19 protein-coding genes are annotated in these 16,692 nt (G+C 49.4%); all 19 read right to left on the minus strand.

Annotated elements, in window-relative coordinates:
• Window position 1: 1 nt before the first annotated feature.
• The gene (gene rseP, locus KZ483_RS17845; protein ID WP_220348846.1) at window positions 2-1,282 is read right to left on the minus strand and encodes an RIP metalloprotease RseP; all 1,281 of its coding nucleotides are present in this window, start codon (window positions 1,280-1,282) and stop codon (window positions 2-4) included.
• Between the two features lie 79 nt (window positions 1,283-1,361).
• Window positions 1,362-2,501, minus strand: a complete 1,140-nt coding sequence (locus KZ483_RS17850; RefSeq protein ID WP_220348847.1) for a 1-deoxy-D-xylulose-5-phosphate reductoisomerase — start codon at window positions 2,499-2,501, stop codon at window positions 1,362-1,364.
• A gap of 15 nt (window positions 2,502-2,516) precedes the next feature.
• A complete protein-coding gene (locus KZ483_RS17855) occupies window positions 2,517-3,314 on the minus strand; it encodes a phosphatidate cytidylyltransferase (RefSeq protein ID WP_220348848.1) in 798 nt (265 codons plus the stop codon).
• A 26-nt stretch (window positions 3,315-3,340) separates the two neighbouring features.
• Window positions 3,341-4,105, minus strand: coding sequence for an undecaprenyl pyrophosphate synthase (locus KZ483_RS17860; protein ID WP_220348849.1), 765 nt, complete (start codon window positions 4,103-4,105; stop codon window positions 3,341-3,343).
• 76 nt (window positions 4,106-4,181) lie between these two features.
• A complete protein-coding gene (gene frr, locus KZ483_RS17865) occupies window positions 4,182-4,736 on the minus strand; it encodes a ribosome recycling factor (RefSeq protein ID WP_220348850.1) in 555 nt (184 codons plus the stop codon).
• Complete coding sequence (gene pyrH, locus KZ483_RS17870; RefSeq protein ID WP_220348851.1) at window positions 4,736-5,464, minus strand: UMP kinase; 729 nt, start codon at window positions 5,462-5,464, stop codon at window positions 4,736-4,738. Before pyrH ends, frr begins: the two co-directional genes overlap by 1 nt.
• A gap of 114 nt (window positions 5,465-5,578) precedes the next feature.
• Window positions 5,579-6,229, minus strand: coding sequence for a translation elongation factor Ts (gene tsf / locus KZ483_RS17875; protein ID WP_220348853.1), 651 nt, complete (start codon window positions 6,227-6,229; stop codon window positions 5,579-5,581).
• A 104-nt stretch (window positions 6,230-6,333) separates the two neighbouring features.
• Window positions 6,334-7,032 carry a 30S ribosomal protein S2 gene (gene rpsB, locus KZ483_RS17880; protein ID WP_220348855.1) on the minus strand — a complete coding sequence of 233 codons (699 nt, stop codon included), beginning with the start codon at window positions 7,030-7,032 and terminating at the stop codon, window positions 6,334-6,336.
• Window positions 7,033-7,232: 200 nt separating this feature from the next.
• Window positions 7,233-7,766 carry a hypothetical protein gene (locus KZ483_RS17885; RefSeq protein ID WP_220348856.1) on the minus strand — a complete coding sequence of 178 codons (534 nt, stop codon included), beginning with the start codon at window positions 7,764-7,766 and terminating at the stop codon, window positions 7,233-7,235.
• Window positions 7,759-8,343 carry a DUF6115 domain-containing protein gene (locus KZ483_RS17890; RefSeq protein ID WP_220348859.1) on the minus strand — a complete coding sequence of 195 codons (585 nt, stop codon included), beginning with the start codon at window positions 8,341-8,343 and terminating at the stop codon, window positions 7,759-7,761. The genes KZ483_RS17885 and KZ483_RS17890 overlap by 8 nt, the downstream gene beginning before the upstream one ends.
• 32 nt (window positions 8,344-8,375) lie before the next feature.
• On the minus strand, window positions 8,376-8,714 hold the full coding sequence (locus tag KZ483_RS17895; protein ID WP_220348861.1) for a hypothetical protein: 339 nt from the start codon (window positions 8,712-8,714) through the stop codon (window positions 8,376-8,378).
• A gap of 50 nt (window positions 8,715-8,764) precedes the next feature.
• Entirely contained in the window at window positions 8,765-10,171 is a 1,407-nt protein-coding gene (locus KZ483_RS17900; protein ID WP_258881316.1) for a flagellar assembly protein A, read from the minus strand.
• Between the two features lie 21 nt (window positions 10,172-10,192).
• Window positions 10,193-10,978, minus strand: a complete 786-nt coding sequence (locus KZ483_RS17905; protein ID WP_220353521.1) for a FliA/WhiG family RNA polymerase sigma factor — start codon at window positions 10,976-10,978, stop codon at window positions 10,193-10,195.
• Between the two features lie 5 nt (window positions 10,979-10,983).
• Window positions 10,984-11,409, minus strand: a complete 426-nt coding sequence (locus tag KZ483_RS17910; protein ID WP_220348864.1) for a hypothetical protein — start codon at window positions 11,407-11,409, stop codon at window positions 10,984-10,986.
• 1 nt (window position 11,410) lies between these two features.
• The gene (locus tag KZ483_RS17915) at window positions 11,411-11,905 is read right to left on the minus strand and encodes a chemotaxis protein CheD (protein WP_220348865.1); all 495 of its coding nucleotides are present in this window, start codon (window positions 11,903-11,905) and stop codon (window positions 11,411-11,413) included.
• On the minus strand, window positions 11,902-12,522 hold the full coding sequence (locus tag KZ483_RS17920) for a chemotaxis protein CheC (RefSeq protein ID WP_220353522.1): 621 nt from the start codon (window positions 12,520-12,522) through the stop codon (window positions 11,902-11,904). Before KZ483_RS17920 ends, KZ483_RS17915 begins: the two co-directional genes overlap by 4 nt.
• Window positions 12,523-12,526: 4 nt before the next feature.
• Window positions 12,527-12,988: a chemotaxis protein CheW gene (locus KZ483_RS17925; RefSeq protein WP_220348867.1), complete on the minus strand. Its 462-nt coding sequence runs from the start codon at window positions 12,986-12,988 to the stop codon at window positions 12,527-12,529.
• A 315-nt stretch (window positions 12,989-13,303) separates the two neighbouring features.
• Window positions 13,304-15,376: a chemotaxis protein CheA gene (locus KZ483_RS17930; RefSeq protein ID WP_220348869.1), complete on the minus strand. Its 2,073-nt coding sequence runs from the start codon at window positions 15,374-15,376 to the stop codon at window positions 13,304-13,306.
• Between the two features lie 51 nt (window positions 15,377-15,427).
• The gene (locus tag KZ483_RS17935) at window positions 15,428-16,681 is read right to left on the minus strand and encodes a protein-glutamate methylesterase/protein-glutamine glutaminase (RefSeq protein WP_220348871.1); all 1,254 of its coding nucleotides are present in this window, start codon (window positions 16,679-16,681) and stop codon (window positions 15,428-15,430) included.
• Window positions 16,682-16,692: the final 11 nt, after the last annotated feature.

The raw sequence follows: 16,692 nt of genomic DNA on the forward strand, positions 1-16,692 counted from the left end.
TTCAGTGCTCCCCTCTTACCAATCGCAAAATGTCATTGTACGTGACGGCCAGCATAAGCAGCATCAGCATAGCAAAGCCGATAAAATGCACCATGCTTTCACGGTTCGGATCGATCGGTCGTCCGCGAACCGCCTCCAGCCCGAGAAAGATTAAACGGCTGCCGTCCAGAGCCGGTATCGGCAGTAAATTGAATATCCCAAGGTATAGGCTGAGCAGCGCCGCCCATGAGGTGAGCTCCGTTATTCCTTGTTCAGCAATTTGACTTGTGACCTGCGCTGTCCGAACGGGTCCGCCGAGGTCATCAAGCTTGAATTGGCCCATAATCAGTTTTTTGAAGCCGTCAAAAATACTGATCGTCATCGCTTTCATTGCTTTGCCCGCGAGCGTAAAGGTTTCGCCGAACCCTACGGGACGTGTCGGATACGCGGCTGAAATTCCCACCTTACCTTCTCCGGTTGTCGGATCCGGGCGAGGCGTGATTTTAAAGCTTATCGGTTTTCCGTCCCGAAGGACGTTAAACGTTATCGGAACATTCGGCGATTTACTGATTAGTCCGATCATTTTCTCGTAATCGGTCCCGATTTTGACCCCGTTAATTGAGTCAATCACATCACCCACGTGCAAATCCGTCTTCGATGCCGGCATTCCTTCGCTGATATTGCCGATCAGCAAACGATCGGGATGATCCATCGGTACGCCCGCCATTTGATAATAAGCGGCAAACAAAGCAAATGCGAGAACAAAGTTCATCACCGGGCCGGCCACAATCGCAAGCGCTCGCTGACCAACCGTTTTGCTTCCGAATTGACGGTCAATCGGAGCTATTTGAGTTTCTTTGTTTTTGGAAACCATAAGCGCTTTGGGTTCAATATCATAGGTTTCCACTACACCGTCGGATACAAGTACAAGCTTGAGCGCTTTCTCAATATCAATGGATTCGACTTCACCACGAACGACATTCGAGCGCTCATCGAGCCTATCAAGAAATAACCTCGTTACCCGGTTGTCGACCAGTCGGACTGCAATGGTTTGTCCCGGCTGTATTTCGACAAGCTCAGGGTCTTCCCCTGCCATCCTTACGAATCCGCCTGCGGGAACCAAGCGCAGCGTATAGCGCGTTTCTCCACGTTTAATTGAAAACAGCTTCGGTCCGAAACCGATCGCGAATTCCCTGACCAAAATGCCTGCGCGCTTCGCAAAGTAAAAATGACCCCACTCGTGGATAGTCACAATAACGAAGAAAACCATTACCGTCAAAAAGACGATCTGTATCATGTGCATCGCTGCCTTAGCCTCCTGTTCGTAACGGCTTGTACTAAGATTATCATTATTCTCCCGTCCGATACAAGAGAACCAAAGTTTAGACGGATGACGCTTCGTTTCGAGCCCAGGCATCGACCTCGGCGATCGCTTGCAAATCCGTTACGTCCTGAACAGTGTGCCGGCTAAGCACCTGCTCGATAATGCGCTCGATTTCAAGGAAAGTGACAGCCCCCTCAAGGAAACGGGCGACTGCTGTTTCATTGGCGGCATTGAAAACCGTAGGCGCCGATTTTCCCGCTTTGCCGCTCTCATAAGCCATCCGCAGACAAGGGTAACGTTCGAAATCAATTTCGCGAAAATGCAGCGCGCCAATCTTTATCAGGTTGAGTGATTCCGTTGGTGTCGGACGGCGCTGCGGGTAAGTTAGGGCATATTGTATCGGTATTCGCATATCGGGCAGTCCAAGCTGCGCGATAATGCTGTTATCTATAAATTCCACATAAGAATGGATGATGCTCTCCGGATGAATGAGGACGTCGATCTGTCCGTAATCAAGATCGAACAGCCAGCGCGCTTCAATAACCTCAAGCCCTTTGTTGACCATTGTTGCGGAATCGATCGTTATTTTGGCACCCATCGACCAGTTCGGATGATTGAGCGCTTCCGCCACAGTCACCCCTTCAAGCTGATCCCTGGTACGGTCGCGGAACGAACCTCCGGAAGCGGTCAGTGTGATTCGTTTGACAGCAGAGCGGGGTTCGCCGTTTAAGCATTGAAAAATAGCCGAATGCTCGCTGTCGATGGGGAGTACGTTTACGCCTTTTTCGGCCGCCCGCTTCATGACGAGATGACCTGCAGTAACTAGCGTTTCCTTGTTCGCCAGACCGATATCTTTGCCCGCTTCAATGGCTGCCATAGTCGCCTTCAATCCGCGGCTGCCGACGATAGCCGTAACGACGGTATCCGCTTCGGTGGCAGCAGCGATCTCGATAAGTCCCTCTTCGCCGAACAGCACTTTCGTTCCTTGCGGAAGATAAGGGGCCGCTTCATCCGCCAGCGCTTTTGTCGACAAGCAGACCATACGCGGACGAAACCGCTTTGATTGTTCAATGAGCAGCTCCACATTTGCACCAGCCGCAAGACCGAGCACTTCGTACGCCTCCGGCTCGCTGCCGACAACATCCAGCGTCTGCGTTCCGATGGAGCCGGTTGAACCGAGAATCGTCAGTTTTTTCATTATTCACCTATCCTTCTAGCTTAAAGGCACCAGTCCGGTCATAACCAGCAGCGGAAAAACAACGAGCCAGCTGTCGCAACGGTCCAGCACGCCGCCATGTCCCGGAAGTATTGCTCCAGTATCTTTTATCCCCCTTACCCGCTTGTAGGCGGATTGAATGAGGTCTCCAAGCTGCCCTGCCACTGCCGCGACGAGTCCGATCATTAACGCTTTGTCCAAATGGATTGCGTCCGGAGCCGCAAAGGAGAACATAACCGCAACCGCCATTGACAGCACCACACCGCCCAAAGAACCTTCGATCGTCTTATTAGGACTTATTGAAGGCCAGAGCTTATGCTTGCCAATGGTGCGACCGACGAAGTAAGCGCCGATATCGGAAGCCCAAATCGCTCCAAAAGCCGCGCAGCTCATAAGCAGTCCATGAGAGTCGGCGTTACGGACTTCAAACATCGCATGAAAACCATAACCGACGTATAGCGCCCCAAGCAGAAGAAGAGCGGCGCCATCGATTGTCATATCGTTTTTCGTAAATACGGTAATCGTGAGCAGCAAAAAGAGAAGAAGCCAAAGCGTATGTATGGCATTGGGCTGAGCCAGGCCGAGCGCATCCCACGGAATCAGCACGACAAACATCCCGGCGAAACCGATGAGCGAAGCCGGATGATGCCACCGCAGTCCGTTCATTCGGGCATATTCCCCAAAGCCGGTAATAGCGAGCAATAATAGCAGTCCATAATAATACCATCCGCCCAGCACCGTCATAAGGACGAATACGGCGCCTCCGATGACACCCGTTACAATTCGTTGTTTCAAAGGTAGACACTCTCCAGTAGTGCCGGTTACAGACCGCCGTAGCGACGAGCCCGACGCTGATATTCGCGAACGGCATCGTGAAAATGTTCTTCCGTAAACTCCGGCCAGTAGACGTCGGTAAACCACATTTCGCTATAGGCGAGCTGCCATAACATAAAATTGCTGAGCCTGAGTTCACCGCTGGTTCGGATGAGTAAATCAGGGTCGGGAATACCGGCTGACAAGAGATGCTCGGCCAGGTGGGAATCCTCAATATCCTGAGGAGCCAATCTTCCGGCCTGCACCGCTTCGCTGATCTGTCTCACCGCTCCGATCATTTCCTTACGGCTGCCGTAATTGAGCGCAAAATTGAGAACAAGACCTGTATTGCCGGCCGTCTGGCGCACCGCTTCTTCTACGGCCTCAAGCGTATGTGACGGTAAATCTTCCTTATACCCCATCATCCGAACCTGGACGTTATTCTCAATTAGTTCCTTAAGCTCGATTGACAAAAATTGCTGCGGAAGCTTCATTAGAAACTCGACCTCCGCCTTCGGACGTTTCCAATTTTCTGTTGAAAACGCGTATAACGTCAAGTATTTCACACCGAGCCGGTCGGCCGCCATCGTGATTCGTTTAACCGTCTTCATCCCGGAATGATGACCGGCAATACGCGGAAGTCCCCGGTTTTTGGCCCATCTGCCATTGCCGTCCATAATGATTGCGATGTGCTGCGGTATGTTATCCGTATCAAGCGCCTGCGGCAGTAATGCGGACGTTTTGCCGAAAAAGGCTCTCAATCGCTGAAACACATGTTCATCCCCCCACCGCTAACGTCGATTTATGCAACAAACCCCACCTGTCGGAGGGGCCGGTGAGCGTGATTCATTATACTTCCATAATTTCTTTTTCTTTTGCAGCGAGCACCTTATCTACTTCAGCAATCCATTTATCCGTGGTCTTTTGAACATCTTCCTGGTGACGGCGCGATTCATCTTCGGAAATTTCGGTTTTTTCCAATTTCTTAATATCGTCGTTGGCGTCGCGCCGGATGTTCCGGATTGCGACTTTCGCTTCCTCGCCGAATTTCTTCGTCATCTTCACGAGTTCGGTTCGGCGCTCCTCCGTCAGCATCGGTATTCCGATGCGGATGGTGCTGCCGTCATTGGAAGGGGTGAGTCCCAAATCAGATTTCTGAATCGCTTTCTCGATAGCGCCAAGTGATGATTTATCCCAAGGCTGAATCAGGAGCGTTCTGGTATCAGGCGTATTAATGTTCGCCAATTGATTGATCGGGGTCATAGAACCGTAATATTCAACTTGGACGCGGTCGAGCAGTGCCGGAGTAGCGCGGCCTGCACGAAGCGTTGAAAGATCGCGTTTTAATGCGCCGACCGCTTTGTCCATGCGATCTTCCGCACTTTTCTTGATTGACTGTGGCACTAATCGACACTTCCCTTCACAATTGTTCCGATTTTTTCTCCAAGAACGACTCGTTTTATATTGCCTTGCTCGGTTATGGAGAATACGACGAGCGGTATATTGTTATCCATGCATAACGAGGAAGCGGTTGAGTCCATTACGCCAAGATTCCGGTTTAATACGTCCAAATAAGTAAGTATGTCGTACTTCTCAGCTGTTTCATCCTTGAATGGGTCTGCGGAATATACGCCGTCAACTTTGTTCTTAGCCATCAAAATAACTTCGGCTTCAATTTCAGCGGCTCTGAGGGCAGCTGTCGTATCCGTCGAGAAGAATGGGTTACCCGTGCCTGCGGCAAAAATAACAACGCGCCCTTTTTCCAAGTGGCGTATCGCGCGGCGGCGGATATAAGGCTCGGCGATCTGCTGCATGGCGATCGATGTCTGTACCCTGGTGGGAACTTCTATTTGCTCGAGCGCATCCTGAAGCGCGAGCGAATTCATAACCGTAGCGAGCATACCCATGTAATCGGCCGTAGCGCGGTCAATACCTTTAGCGGTTCCTGCAATACCCCGCCATATGTTGCCGCCACCCACTACAATCGCCACTTCAACGTTTAATTCCACAACTTCTTTCACTTGCTCGGCAATTGAAGCAATAACAGCTGCATCAATGCCATATCCATTATTACCCGACAACGATTCACCGCTAACTTTCAATACTATACGTTTGTACACGGGACTTTGCAACGTGGTATACCTCCATCTTTGACCTTGTTTTAAGGCCGTATACTATTTTTTAAATGTTCCGCATTCAAACGAACAAGGCGGGGCGGACGCCCCGCCCCGCCTAGAGAGTTCGGATTACAGTTTTGCTTGCGACATTACTTCTGCAACGAAGTTGTCTTCTTTCTTCTCCATGCCTTCGCCAAGCTCATAACGAACAAAACGGCGGATCGAAATGTTTTCGCCGATCGTGCTGATTTTTTCCTTCAACAGCGTAGCGATCGTTTTGTCCTGGTCTTTAATGAATGGCTGCTCCAGCAGACAGAACTCTTCGTAGTATTTACCAAGACGGCCTTCCACCATTTTCTCAACGATGTTAGCAGGTTTACCTTCATTCAGCGCTTGAGCTTTCAGGATCTCGCGTTCTTTGTCCAACTCTTCCTGGGATACTTCTTCGCGGCTGACGAATTTCGGGTTTGCCGCTGCAATTTGCATTGCGATATCACGGGCGAATTCGCGGAATTGATCTGTTTTGCCTACAAAGTCGGTTTCACAGTTGATTTCGACGAGAACGCCGATACGGCCGCCTGCATGAATATAGGATTCTACAACGCCTTCCGTTGCGATACGTCCTGCCTTGTTTGCCGCGGCAGCAAGACCTTTCTCACGCAGCAGATCGGTTGCTTTCGCCAAATCGCCATTTGCTTCTTCCAATGCTTTCTTGCAATCGAGCATTCCTGCGCCAGTCTTTTCACGCAATTCTTTAACTGCACTTGCATTAACCGCCATGATGGAGACCTCCTGGTTTTATTAAAAATTATACATTCGAAAAAAGGGCGGTGAGAGGTTTATCACCTTCTGACCACCCTTTCTTGCTGACTTGTATAGGACGACTATGCCGTCGTTTGTTCGCCTTGGTTCGCTTCCACAATAGCATCAGCCATTTTTGCAGTGAGCAATTTAACTGCGCGGATTGCGTCGTCATTACCAGGAATGACATAATCGATTTCGTCCGGATCGCAGTTCGTATCAACGATACCAACGATTGGGATACCAAGCTTGCGTGCTTCGGCAACCGCGATGCGCTCTTTACGAGGATCGATGATGAAGAGGGCGCTTGGCAAGCCTCTCATACCTTTAATGCCGCCGAGGAATTTCTCAAGACGATCCTTCTCTTTACGGAGAATGATGACTTCCTTCTTAGGCAGCACATTGAATGTACCGTCTTCTTCCCATTTCTCAAGCAATTTCAGACGATCGATACGCTTTTGGATTGTTTGAAAGTTGGTAAGCGTACCTCCGAGCCAACGTTGGTTGATGTAGAAGTTGCCGCAACGCTCAGCTTCTTCTTTAACCGAATCCTGCGCTTGTTTTTTCGTGCCGACGAAGAGCATTGTTCCGCCTTCTTCCGCTATAGAGCGAACGAAGTTGTAAGCTTCTTCGACTTTCTTGACCGTCTTTTGCAGGTCAATGATGTAAATACCGTTCCGTTCAGTGAAGATATAACGATCCATCTTCGGGTTCCAACGACGAGTCTGATGACCGAAGTGCACCCCAGCTTCAAGCAGCTGTTTCATGGAAATAACCGCCATCTCCACAACACCTCCTGTATAATGGTTTTTTTTGTTTTCCTCCGCCAATATCATTTTTCGTCAAAACTTCGACCTGGCCGAAGCACCCTTGACGAAATTAATCGGCGTGTGTTTTTAACACCGTCAATTAATATACCACATCTGTATGGGCCCATGCAACAGCATTTGACAGCGGTACATGGCAAGATGTGAACGTTCATTTAATCCCGCTTTAATCTTGCAAGCTCTGCCTCTAGATTCTTCATTGGAAGCGGAGTGCCTGTTATTACGTTTTTCACTTGCTGCAGCGTCGGCTGCCCCACAAACAGAAAATAGCCCGCACGCACTTTGACGCCGCGCATCAGGTCTAAAAAAGATTTCTTATCACTTATGATTTCGGCAGCTTCCAATATACTCGCCGTCTTAATCAAGCTTGCATTCGGGGGGATACGGACGATTTCACTCCTGATCCGGTCAGTTAAATCCGCAGCGTTTTCCTTGACGGCTTCCGCCGGCTTTTCCTTAACCTTCTGCCTATTATCGAATTCCTGCTGTAATTCAATCCGGATACGGTCACGTTCTTCCGTCAAACGTTGGCCGACCTCTGCCTCTGTATATGTTTTTAAAACGGCGGTTTCCTGGTCAACATTACTTGATTCTCCGACCTGCCGCTCGCCAATAAGCATAAGTTGAAGAAGAGAAGCCCCTATTATGATCCCGATACCCACTCCGAAAAGAAATGGCCTTTTATTCATGACGCACCGCTTCCTCCTGCTTGGATAACTGGAGAATAAGCAGCACTTCTCCCTTATTCATATTCAGTTTCCTGGCGATAGCCTCCACAGACTTACCATTATCGTGAAACGCGAACAGCTCTGCGTAACGGCGGCGAATCGTCGGAGAAGTATCGGAGGGCAGTTCCTCTCTCTCCATAGACAACTGATCCGAAGGGTCTTGTATTGAGTCAGTGTTTTGAGATTCAGCTAAATGTTGATTAAGATTATACGTCACAGAAGCTGCTGCAGGAACATACTGACTCGCGCCTTGCAATCGTTCGGCAAGTGAGGCCTCCAGCTTTGCGCATTGCTTCTCCAGCTCGGCTATCCGCCTTTCGCGCTCTAATGCCTGCTCGCTGGCTTCCTGCTGTGCTTTCGTAACAAGCCGGGCGAGCTCCCGATTGTCCGCCTCCATATTTTCCATAAACTGCTCAAGAGCCGTTTCCATATTTCGAACCGTTTGAGACTGGTCGGTGTTCACATTTTTACGCGGCAGCAGTACGGACCCAATCACTGCGAGCGCCCCCAGTAAAACGATGATTTGCCATGGTTCCATATTATTCACCTGCAATTCGCGATTAGATGCGGCTAAAACGAAATATCGATGTGCTGCCCTTTGTAGGGATGCTTCTTCACGGCGGGAACTGTCGGTTCCCCACTGCTGTCATCAGATTCCCCGGTCGCTTCTCCACGTTTTCCGCGTTTAAAGCTCGAACCGGATTCGCGACGCTGTCTCTCCTTGATTTTCGGCTTGCCGCTTTGTTCGACGGCACTGTTCTTTACTCGCAGCTGCTCCGTTTGTCTGGCCGTATCGGCTTCCAATTTGGTTTGGTCGACGATCGGCTTCTGCAGTACTTGATTTTGCATAGTGCTCTTTTCTTGTGTCCGGGGAATGGACATTTGCAAGTCGATCGACCTGTATGGCATTCGAATCGCCTCCGACTCTTCGACTGGTTATCTAAATAAGGTTCGACCGGTTAACTGTTATGAAACATGACAATATCGCCTTCGGAATATCGGAAAGATACGCGCTGCGACGCATCCTTCACAAATCTGGTATACCTTCCAACTACGATTTTCGTCCCGCCATAGATTGTATTTATAGCTTGCACTTTAGCCGTTTCCGTATTTTCAAGCGATTTTTCCATCTCAAGAATACTCTCCCGCAATGCAGAAATTTCTTCAACCGCCTGCCGCTTAGTTGCGTTAAGCTTAATGCGCATCGCCATTTTATCCGGAGGAAGGTTGCCGCTTGCCGCAAGCTGGTCGAGAAGACTTAACGCTTTATCCGATTTATCCACGTTTTCGGTCAGCTGCTTTAACTTTTGGCGCATTTCGAGCAGGGCGGAACGCAGCTCTGGACGAACGCCGACTTCTACGACTGTTGCGGTAGACATTGTGTTTCCGATCGTTCTAGCTACAACCTGTTCGCCGGCCTGAATTGTGCCGCCGACGATTAGTCCTTTTGCGCCGCTGCACAGCACATTTCGTCCCGCTCTTACATGTGAATGCATAATGCTTTGCGTTACCAGCACATCTTCCGATGCGGTTACGTTTCCGTCTTGAATGAATGAACTCTTTACGTTTTTCCCGGCGCGTACATAGCCCTTGTTGCTGGCAAGTATACCGCCGGTAATTTCTATCGAGCCTTCGGACTCCAATTCAGCGCCTTCTACTCCCCCAATGATGCGGATATCGCCGGAAGCCTTGATTCGAAAGCCCGTCAATACGTTGCCTCGAACGACAACCGTTCCGACGAAGTCTATATTGCCGACCTTATAATCTACATCTCCGTTTACTTCATAAACGGGAAAAACATTGATCTTGCTTTTATCCGTCAATGTGATGAGGCCGTCAATTGCAGCATACAACGCCGTTTGTTCGGGGTTCATGACAACGTTTTTGCCGAGCTTGAAGTACGCCTCTTTCCCGTTTCGGCACGGAAGCGCTTCTCCGGTAACCGTCTTGCCTGTAGTACCCTCGGTAGCGGCAATTCTCTCCGCTATCAGCTGTCCGCGTTTAACATTTTTCAACCGGGTTACATCTTTATAATCGACCTTGCCATCCTCAAGCTCCACCGGCCTATGCTGCTGATCGCTCATATCATGTGAGTAGCGGATAAATCCGTCTTCCCCGTTTACCGCCGGCGTTCCTTGTGCGATTATAGTTTTGCTGTAGAGGAAACTGAATGGATCATTAGCGATTTTATTAATAACATTCGAATCGATACCAAAAAGCACACCGTTGCTTCTCACAAAATCCTCAAGCTGCTTTGAAGTGCAGGCAAATTCTTCGTTTGCCGCGTTGAATTGCAGTGAGGCGGTAAGCTTGTCCTGAGACAACTGGACGATCAAGAAAGATTCGAGTGTATCGGATGTCGACACCGCATATCCCCCCATCAAATGTTAATGCTGCATCAATTGTTCCCTTTGTTTGTCTAGAGCCCCCCGCAACCTTAAAATCGCTTTGGAATGAAGCTGTGATATACGTGACGGCGACAATGACATCACTTCCGCAATTTCACTAAGAGACAGCTCTTCATAATAAAACAATGAAATAACCGTTCTCTCTTTTGCCGTTAACCGGTCAATCCCTCGAACAAGCGATTCCTTCAGAAAAAATTCGTGAACCTTGTAATCCGGGTTCTTCGCTTTCTCATCAACCAGCAGCGATAGGCGCGTTTCCGATTCTTCCTCGCGAATCGGATCTTCAAGCGAGCATACGGTGGTAACCGCAATTTCCTGGAGCATTTGTCCGAACTCTTTCTCGCTCACATTCAGATACCGGCTTATTTCGGAATCCGTTACCGAGCGCAGCACCTGCTGCTCCAAATGCTGGTACGCTTCTTCAACCTTCTTCGCCTTCTCGCGGACGGAACGCGGTACCCAGTCGCCTTGTCGCAATCCGTCAATAATCGCACCGCGTATTCTCCATGAAGCATAAGTTTCGAACTGGAGACCTCGTCTGTAATCGAACTTCTCTATCGCATCGATTAACCCCATCACGCCATTGCTTGCAAGATCGTCTTTTGACACATTTTTCGGTAAGCCGATTGCCATTCGGTTACTGACATAATCGACCAGTGTCAAGTAGTGTTCGATCAACAGTTTCTTTGCTTCAATGTCCCCGTATTCTTTCCACCTTTGCCAAGTGGCGAGGTTTGCCAAATGGTGTGCTTTCGGCTCGATCATCATCTTCACCCTCCTGTCAGGTGACGAATTGCTTTGGCCAATTCTTCCGGCTCTTTATTTTGTGTCGAAACGAGCTTTGGCGGTGACAGGGGTTGAAAAGTCGTTAGTTCCCCATGCTCCGGTATTCCATTCCCATCCATCTGCTTTTTTAACATTTCATTGAGCTGTTGGCTTTCGTCGGGTGTCGATAAATCCACCGTACTGCCTCTTGTACCATCGGTCAGTAAGGATTCAACAGGCGCGATGGCGCTAGGCTGCGAAATAATGGCAAGTAATGCGCGAAACAGATACGCCAGTGCAAAAAAGGCAATGAAGGCGTAAATACACCTTAATGATGTAATTTGGAACCCATTGCTGCCAAGCGAAAAAAGTAACGTTAGCAGAACTCCGCATAGACCCAGCGTAATGTTCCAGCGCCATGTTCCAATCATTTTAAATCTCCTTTATTCCAAACTGAACGCTTCTTATAAACAAAATGCCGCTCATGCTGTCAATCTCGATTGTCCGTCCAAAGTTGCCACCGGTGTCTTCCGCATGGATCGGAATAGCGAACTTGGACAATATTGCTTTACAGGACTCTACATTTCTGGGCCCGATACGCATCGCATCGCTTTGGGAAGTAAAGGAGAACATTTGCGCGCCGCCTGCCATTTTGGCGATCAACCGCGCCGTAACTGCACCGGCCTGCTTCATACGTTCAATAAGCTCGGGAATGGCGGTGTCCGCATATTTGGCGACATTAATGGGCGTCTCTCTTGCTATTTCCGATGTTGGAAGCATCACGTGCGCCATGCCGGCAACTTTGCTCCGATCATCGAAGAGCGTAAGTCCGACGCAGGAACCAAGCCCCATGGTCCTGAGCATAGTCCCGTCGTTTGCAATATTCAGATCCGCCATCCCCACTTTAACGATGTTTTGCTGTATCATTCGTATGGCACTCCCAAAGCGCTAAAAATTTTGTTGAATGATTCCGGATCCGGAATGAGGAAAAAATACCCTTCCAGCTCCTCTTGGCCTTCCAGAAACTTCGTATCGATCAGCAACGCCGAGTCTCCCATTTCACCATACTGCACAAGGCCGTAGCTTAAGATGGCGCCTGCCATATCGATTGCAATCGCGGGAACGGTCGGCGACATTGACAGCTTAGTAAAATCCGCAAGCGAAGATAAATACGATCCGGCCAAAATATTACCGATTTCAGACAGAGCCGATAATTCCATCTCCGAGTATCCTGTCTGGTCCACCGAATCGATTGAAAGCAGATTTCTAAGTAATTTCTTCGCTGAATTCTCTTCAATCAAGAAAAACATATTCCCCGGCGCATCGCCTTCTACGCGGAGAAAAACAGCGATCACGACTTGTTCGAAGCCGCCTACACGGTCAGCGATCTGCTCGAAAGGTATAAAGCTGACGGTGGGCACATTCATATCGACAGGCTTGTCCAGAAGTCTGGATAACGCAGTAGCCGCATTGCCTGCGCCAATATTCCCGACTTCCTTCAATACATCCAGTTTAAAAGCCTCCAGCTTGGCAAATGGGTTCACGTCATTATTCCTCAAGCTGCTCTAGCTGAATAATTTCGCTTCTCTTGAGCACTTCCGGCAGGTTTAGCATAATAAGCAAGCGATTTCCGCCCAGTTTTGCCACACCGCGCAAATACTTGGCTTGTATACCGCCAACCACTTCCGGCGGATTATCAATGCTGTCGCTATCAATATCGATTACATCGTTTGCGGCATCCACGATAAAACCAACCTCAAGATCATTAACTGCAACTATGATGATCCGTGAGTTTTCAGTTGGCTCAGTCTCACTTAAGCCGAACCGGCCCCGCAGATCAATGACCGGAAGCACAACGCTGCGCAAATTAATGACACCTTTAACGAAAGCAGGTGTTTTCGGAACCCGCGTAATCGGTATCATCCGCTCGATTGTCCGAACTTTCTCCACTTCTATCCCATATTCCTCATCTGCCAGACCAAAGACGATAACCTTGATTTCTTCACCCATAGTAGCCCTCCTCAGAGTTTTCTGTGTTACATCCCCGAACTGCTTCCTGCAGCAGAAAACTCACATCGGAAGCATAAGCAGAGTTTTCTGTGTTACATCCCCGAACTGCTTCCTGCAGCAGAAAACTCACATCGGAAGCATAAGCAGAGTTTTCTGTGTTACATCCCCGAACTGCTTCTTGCAGCAGAAAACTCACATCGGAAGCATAAGCAGAGTTTTCTGTGTTACATCCTCGAACTGCTTCTTGCAGCAGAAAACTCACATCGGAAGCATAAGCAGAGTTTTCTGTGTTACATCCCCGAACTGCTTAATAGATTATTTAATGAGAGCATTAGGGTCGATGATCAAGGCTACTTGTCCGTCGCCTAGTATAGTCGCTCCCGAGACGGCTTCGGTGTTGCTCAAATACTTTCCAAGCGTTTTGAGAACGATATCGCTCTGCCCGATAAACTCGTCGACCATAATCGCACCAAGCTTATCCCCTTTGCGAATTACAACCATTTCTGTTTCCAGCTCATTCTCCTCATTGAAGGTGGTGGACTCCACCACTTGACTGAGCGATATGACGGGTATAACCGAGCTCCGGTAATCGATCATCCGATTGCCGTGAATTTTTCTGATGTGCTCTCTCCGTACAATTCCCGTCTCGACGATTGATGAAAGCGGAATCGCATATTTCTCGTTCCCGAGCTTAACCAGCATGGCTGAGATAATCGATAAAGTCAGCGGAAGCTGTACGGAAAATTTCGTTCCTTTACCCGGCTCCGAATCTATACTCACATGCCCGCCAAGGGACGAGATTTTGGATTTGACGACATCAAGTCCCACACCTCGTCCAGAGATGTCAGAGATTTTGTCAGCAGTACTAAAGCCGGGAGCAAAGATCAGCATATTGATTTCGCTGTCAGTTAAACGTTTGGCTTCGTCCGGCGTAACTACACCATTCTTCACAGCAATTTGTTTGACACGCTCACGATTTATGCCGCGGCCGTCTTCTTCCACCTCGATGAATACATGGTTACCGCTGTGAAATGCCCTTAAATGGACGGTTCCGGTCTCAGGCTTGCCGGCTGCAATCCGATCTGCTACGGGTTCGATTCCGTGATCCAGCGAGTTGCGAAGTAAATGCACGAGAGGATCGCCAATTTCATCAACGACCGTTCGGTCAAGCTCGGTATCCGCTCCGGAAATAACGAGATCAACTTTTTTATTGAGCGATTTGGCCAAATCCCGCACCATGCGGGGAAAACGGTTGAAAACCGATTCCACAGGAACCATACGCAGCTTGAGGACGATGTTTTGCAAGTCGCCGCTCACGCGAGTTACATGTTCAACCGTTTCAGTCAGCTCATTTCTCCTGATCTCGCTTGCAAGCTGCTCGAGCCTGACACGGTCGATCAACAGCTCGCTGAACAAATTCATTAACGCATCCAACCGCTCGATATCGACGCGAATCGTACGAGAAACGTTAACTGGCGCTGCCGGTGCGGTGGTCACCGCTCCCGATGCAGCCGTTTCTGCCCGCGCCGCAGTTATGTCGGAAGGCGATGGGTATGTCGGTGCCGCCGTTCCAAAGCCTTGGCTGACCGCCGGTATCTGCGTGGACGAAACCGCCAGCTGTTTCAGCGATTCACTATCCAGCGGAGTAATGACGGCACTTTCAATCTCCGAGACCGATTCAATTCCTTTACGCAGCTCTTCCTCTGTGATGCTTACAATGGCGAATACAATGAAGGAGCGGTCAAAATTCTCCTGCTCGATGTCCTGCACGCTTGGAAAAGATTTAACGACTTCGCCGCTTCGCTCAAGAAAATCAAATACCATGTACGCCCTCACGGCTTTAAGCAGACAATCCTCCCGAATATTCACCACGATATGGAATACCGAATGTCCGCTTTCAATTGATTGAAGCAGAACCGAGGATTGAAATTGGTCGAGCATGACTCCTCCATCAGCGAGTCCTCCTGAAGGTGACTCGGCCGATACGGGTGCAGCATCCTTCTGATAATCGCCTTTTACGATTGCCTTAAGCGAGGAGACGATCGGGGTAACATCCGCTTTGCCCGACCCTCCGGCGATGATGTCCTGAACCATGGACTCAAGCGCATCTAAGCCTTTGAACAGCGTGTCAAAAATAAAGCTGTCCATTTTAAGCTTACTGTTGCGAACGAGATCAAGTACATTTTCCATTTCATGCGTAAGCGAAGCGAGGTCTTCAAAGCCCATCGTCGCCGACATTCCTTTAAGCGTGTGAGCGGAGCGGAAAATGACTTGGACAATACTCAAATCTTCCGGTTCACTCTCAAGTTTCAATAAATTTTCGTTGAGCGACTGCAGATGGTCATTCGATTCGTCAATAAACATTGACAGATAGGCGTTCATATCCATTTCCATGCACCTCCTGTTTTAAGTGGTCAGGTCCAACCTCAAATGGTTCACTTACTTCATTACGGCTTCTACAAGCATAGAAGCGATTCGCTGTAGTGGAACGACAGACTTGGCGACACCAGCTTCAACGGCTGAACGAGGCATTCCATAAACAATGCACGATTCCTCAGCCTCGGCTATTGCGCTTACCCCTCCGCTTTCATTGAGTGCTCTCATTCCTTTTACTCCATCGTTTCCCATACCCGTCATTATTACGGAATGCCGCCTAAGCTCCGGATAAGATACGCATGATTCGAACATGACGTCAACGGATGGACGGTGTCCACCCACCGGCTGTTCTAGATTAAGGCTTATGTAATAACCATTGGAATCTTTGGCAAGCTCCATATGGTAGCCTCCCGGAGCTATATAAACTGTACCGGCATAGACGCGGTCCCCATTCGCCGCTTCCACCACATGAACGGAACTGAATGCATCCAGCCTCTGCGCAAGCGAATGGGTGAATTTCGGGGGCATATGCTGGACAACAAGCACTGGCGCCGGCAAGCTGCCTGGTAATGCCGTTATAACTTCATGCAGAGCTCTTGGTCCGCCCGTCGAAGTCCCGATAACGATCAAATGCCGGTAATCGGTGCCATTCGCCGGCTTTTTCTTCGGAAGAACCCCTTTCGTCTCCCGCTTGACCGAATGCACATCGGAGCTAACCTTGCCTTCTGGCTTGGAATCAGGCTTGCTGATGACCGGATTGTCCGGAAGCACTCGTTTTTTGGATTTGACGGATTCCGCTTCAGCTTTAGAGTTGGCAGCCGGCTTAATCGTTTTTTCCAGCTTCTGAGGTCTTTCCTTGTCTTTTGACCCGAAAGTATCGGCATTTCCCGGAATTTGAAACAGCGGCGCCCTGCTCTTGGTAAGGACCGCTATTCGCATTTTTTCGAGAAGCTGTTCGCCTACCGTATGAATATCCGATGAACGCGGGCCGGACGGCTTACGGATAAAGTCGAATGCGCCGTTTTGCAGCGCTTTAATCGTTTCTCTCGTACCGTCGTCGCTGATGCTGGAGAGCATAATGACCGGGGTCGGGTTGGAGCGCATTATCTGTGTCAGCGCTTCCAGCCCGTTCATCTCCGGCATCTCCAGATCCATCGTAATCACATCCGGCTTCCAGCGTTCGACAGCCTCAATCGCCTCGCAGCCATTTGCCGCGGTAGCAACAATATTAAACTGGGGATCTGTAATAATAATATCGCTGATGATTTTGCGCATAAAAGCGGAATCGTCCACGACAAGCACTCGATGAGCGTTCATAAGCGTTTGAC

Origin of the sequence: Paenibacillus sp. sptzw28 (genome assembly GCF_019550795.1) — a bacterium.
In the GTDB taxonomy this organism is placed as follows: Bacteria; Bacillota; Bacilli; order Paenibacillales; family Paenibacillaceae; genus Paenibacillus_Z.

Coding starts and splice junctions, on each gene's coding strand:
- rseP (WP_220348846.1), bottom strand. CDS start 1,282: ATGCACATGATACAGATCGTCTTTTTGACGGTAATGGTTTTCTTCGTT.
- KZ483_RS17850 (WP_220348847.1), bottom strand. CDS start 2,501: ATGAAAAAACTGACGATTCTCGGTTCAACCGGCTCCATCGGAACGCAG.
- tsf (WP_220348853.1), bottom strand. CDS start 6,229: ATGGCGGTTAATGCAAGTGCAGTTAAAGAATTGCGTGAAAAGACTGGC.
- rpsB (WP_220348855.1), bottom strand. CDS start 7,032: ATGGCGGTTATTTCCATGAAACAGCTGCTTGAAGCTGGGGTGCACTTC.
- KZ483_RS17885 (WP_220348856.1), bottom strand. CDS start 7,766: ATGAATAAAAGGCCATTTCTTTTCGGAGTGGGTATCGGGATCATAATA.
- KZ483_RS17890 (WP_220348859.1), bottom strand. CDS start 8,343: ATGGAACCATGGCAAATCATCGTTTTACTGGGGGCGCTCGCAGTGATT.
- KZ483_RS17895 (WP_220348861.1), bottom strand. CDS start 8,714: ATGCCATACAGGTCGATCGACTTGCAAATGTCCATTCCCCGGACACAA.
- KZ483_RS17905 (WP_220353521.1), bottom strand. CDS start 10,978: ATGATCGAGCCGAAAGCACACCATTTGGCAAACCTCGCCACTTGGCAA.
- KZ483_RS17910 (WP_220348864.1), bottom strand. CDS start 11,409: ATGATTGGAACATGGCGCTGGAACATTACGCTGGGTCTATGCGGAGTT.
- KZ483_RS17915 (WP_220348865.1), bottom strand. CDS start 11,905: ATGATACAGCAAAACATCGTTAAAGTGGGGATGGCGGATCTGAATATT.
- KZ483_RS17925 (WP_220348867.1), bottom strand. CDS start 12,988: ATGGGTGAAGAAATCAAGGTTATCGTCTTTGGTCTGGCAGATGAGGAA.
- KZ483_RS17930 (WP_220348869.1), bottom strand. CDS start 15,376: ATGGATATGAACGCCTATCTGTCAATGTTTATTGACGAATCGAATGAC.
- KZ483_RS17935 (WP_220348871.1), bottom strand. CDS start 16,681: ATGAACGCTCATCGAGTGCTTGTCGTGGACGATTCCGCTTTTATGCGC.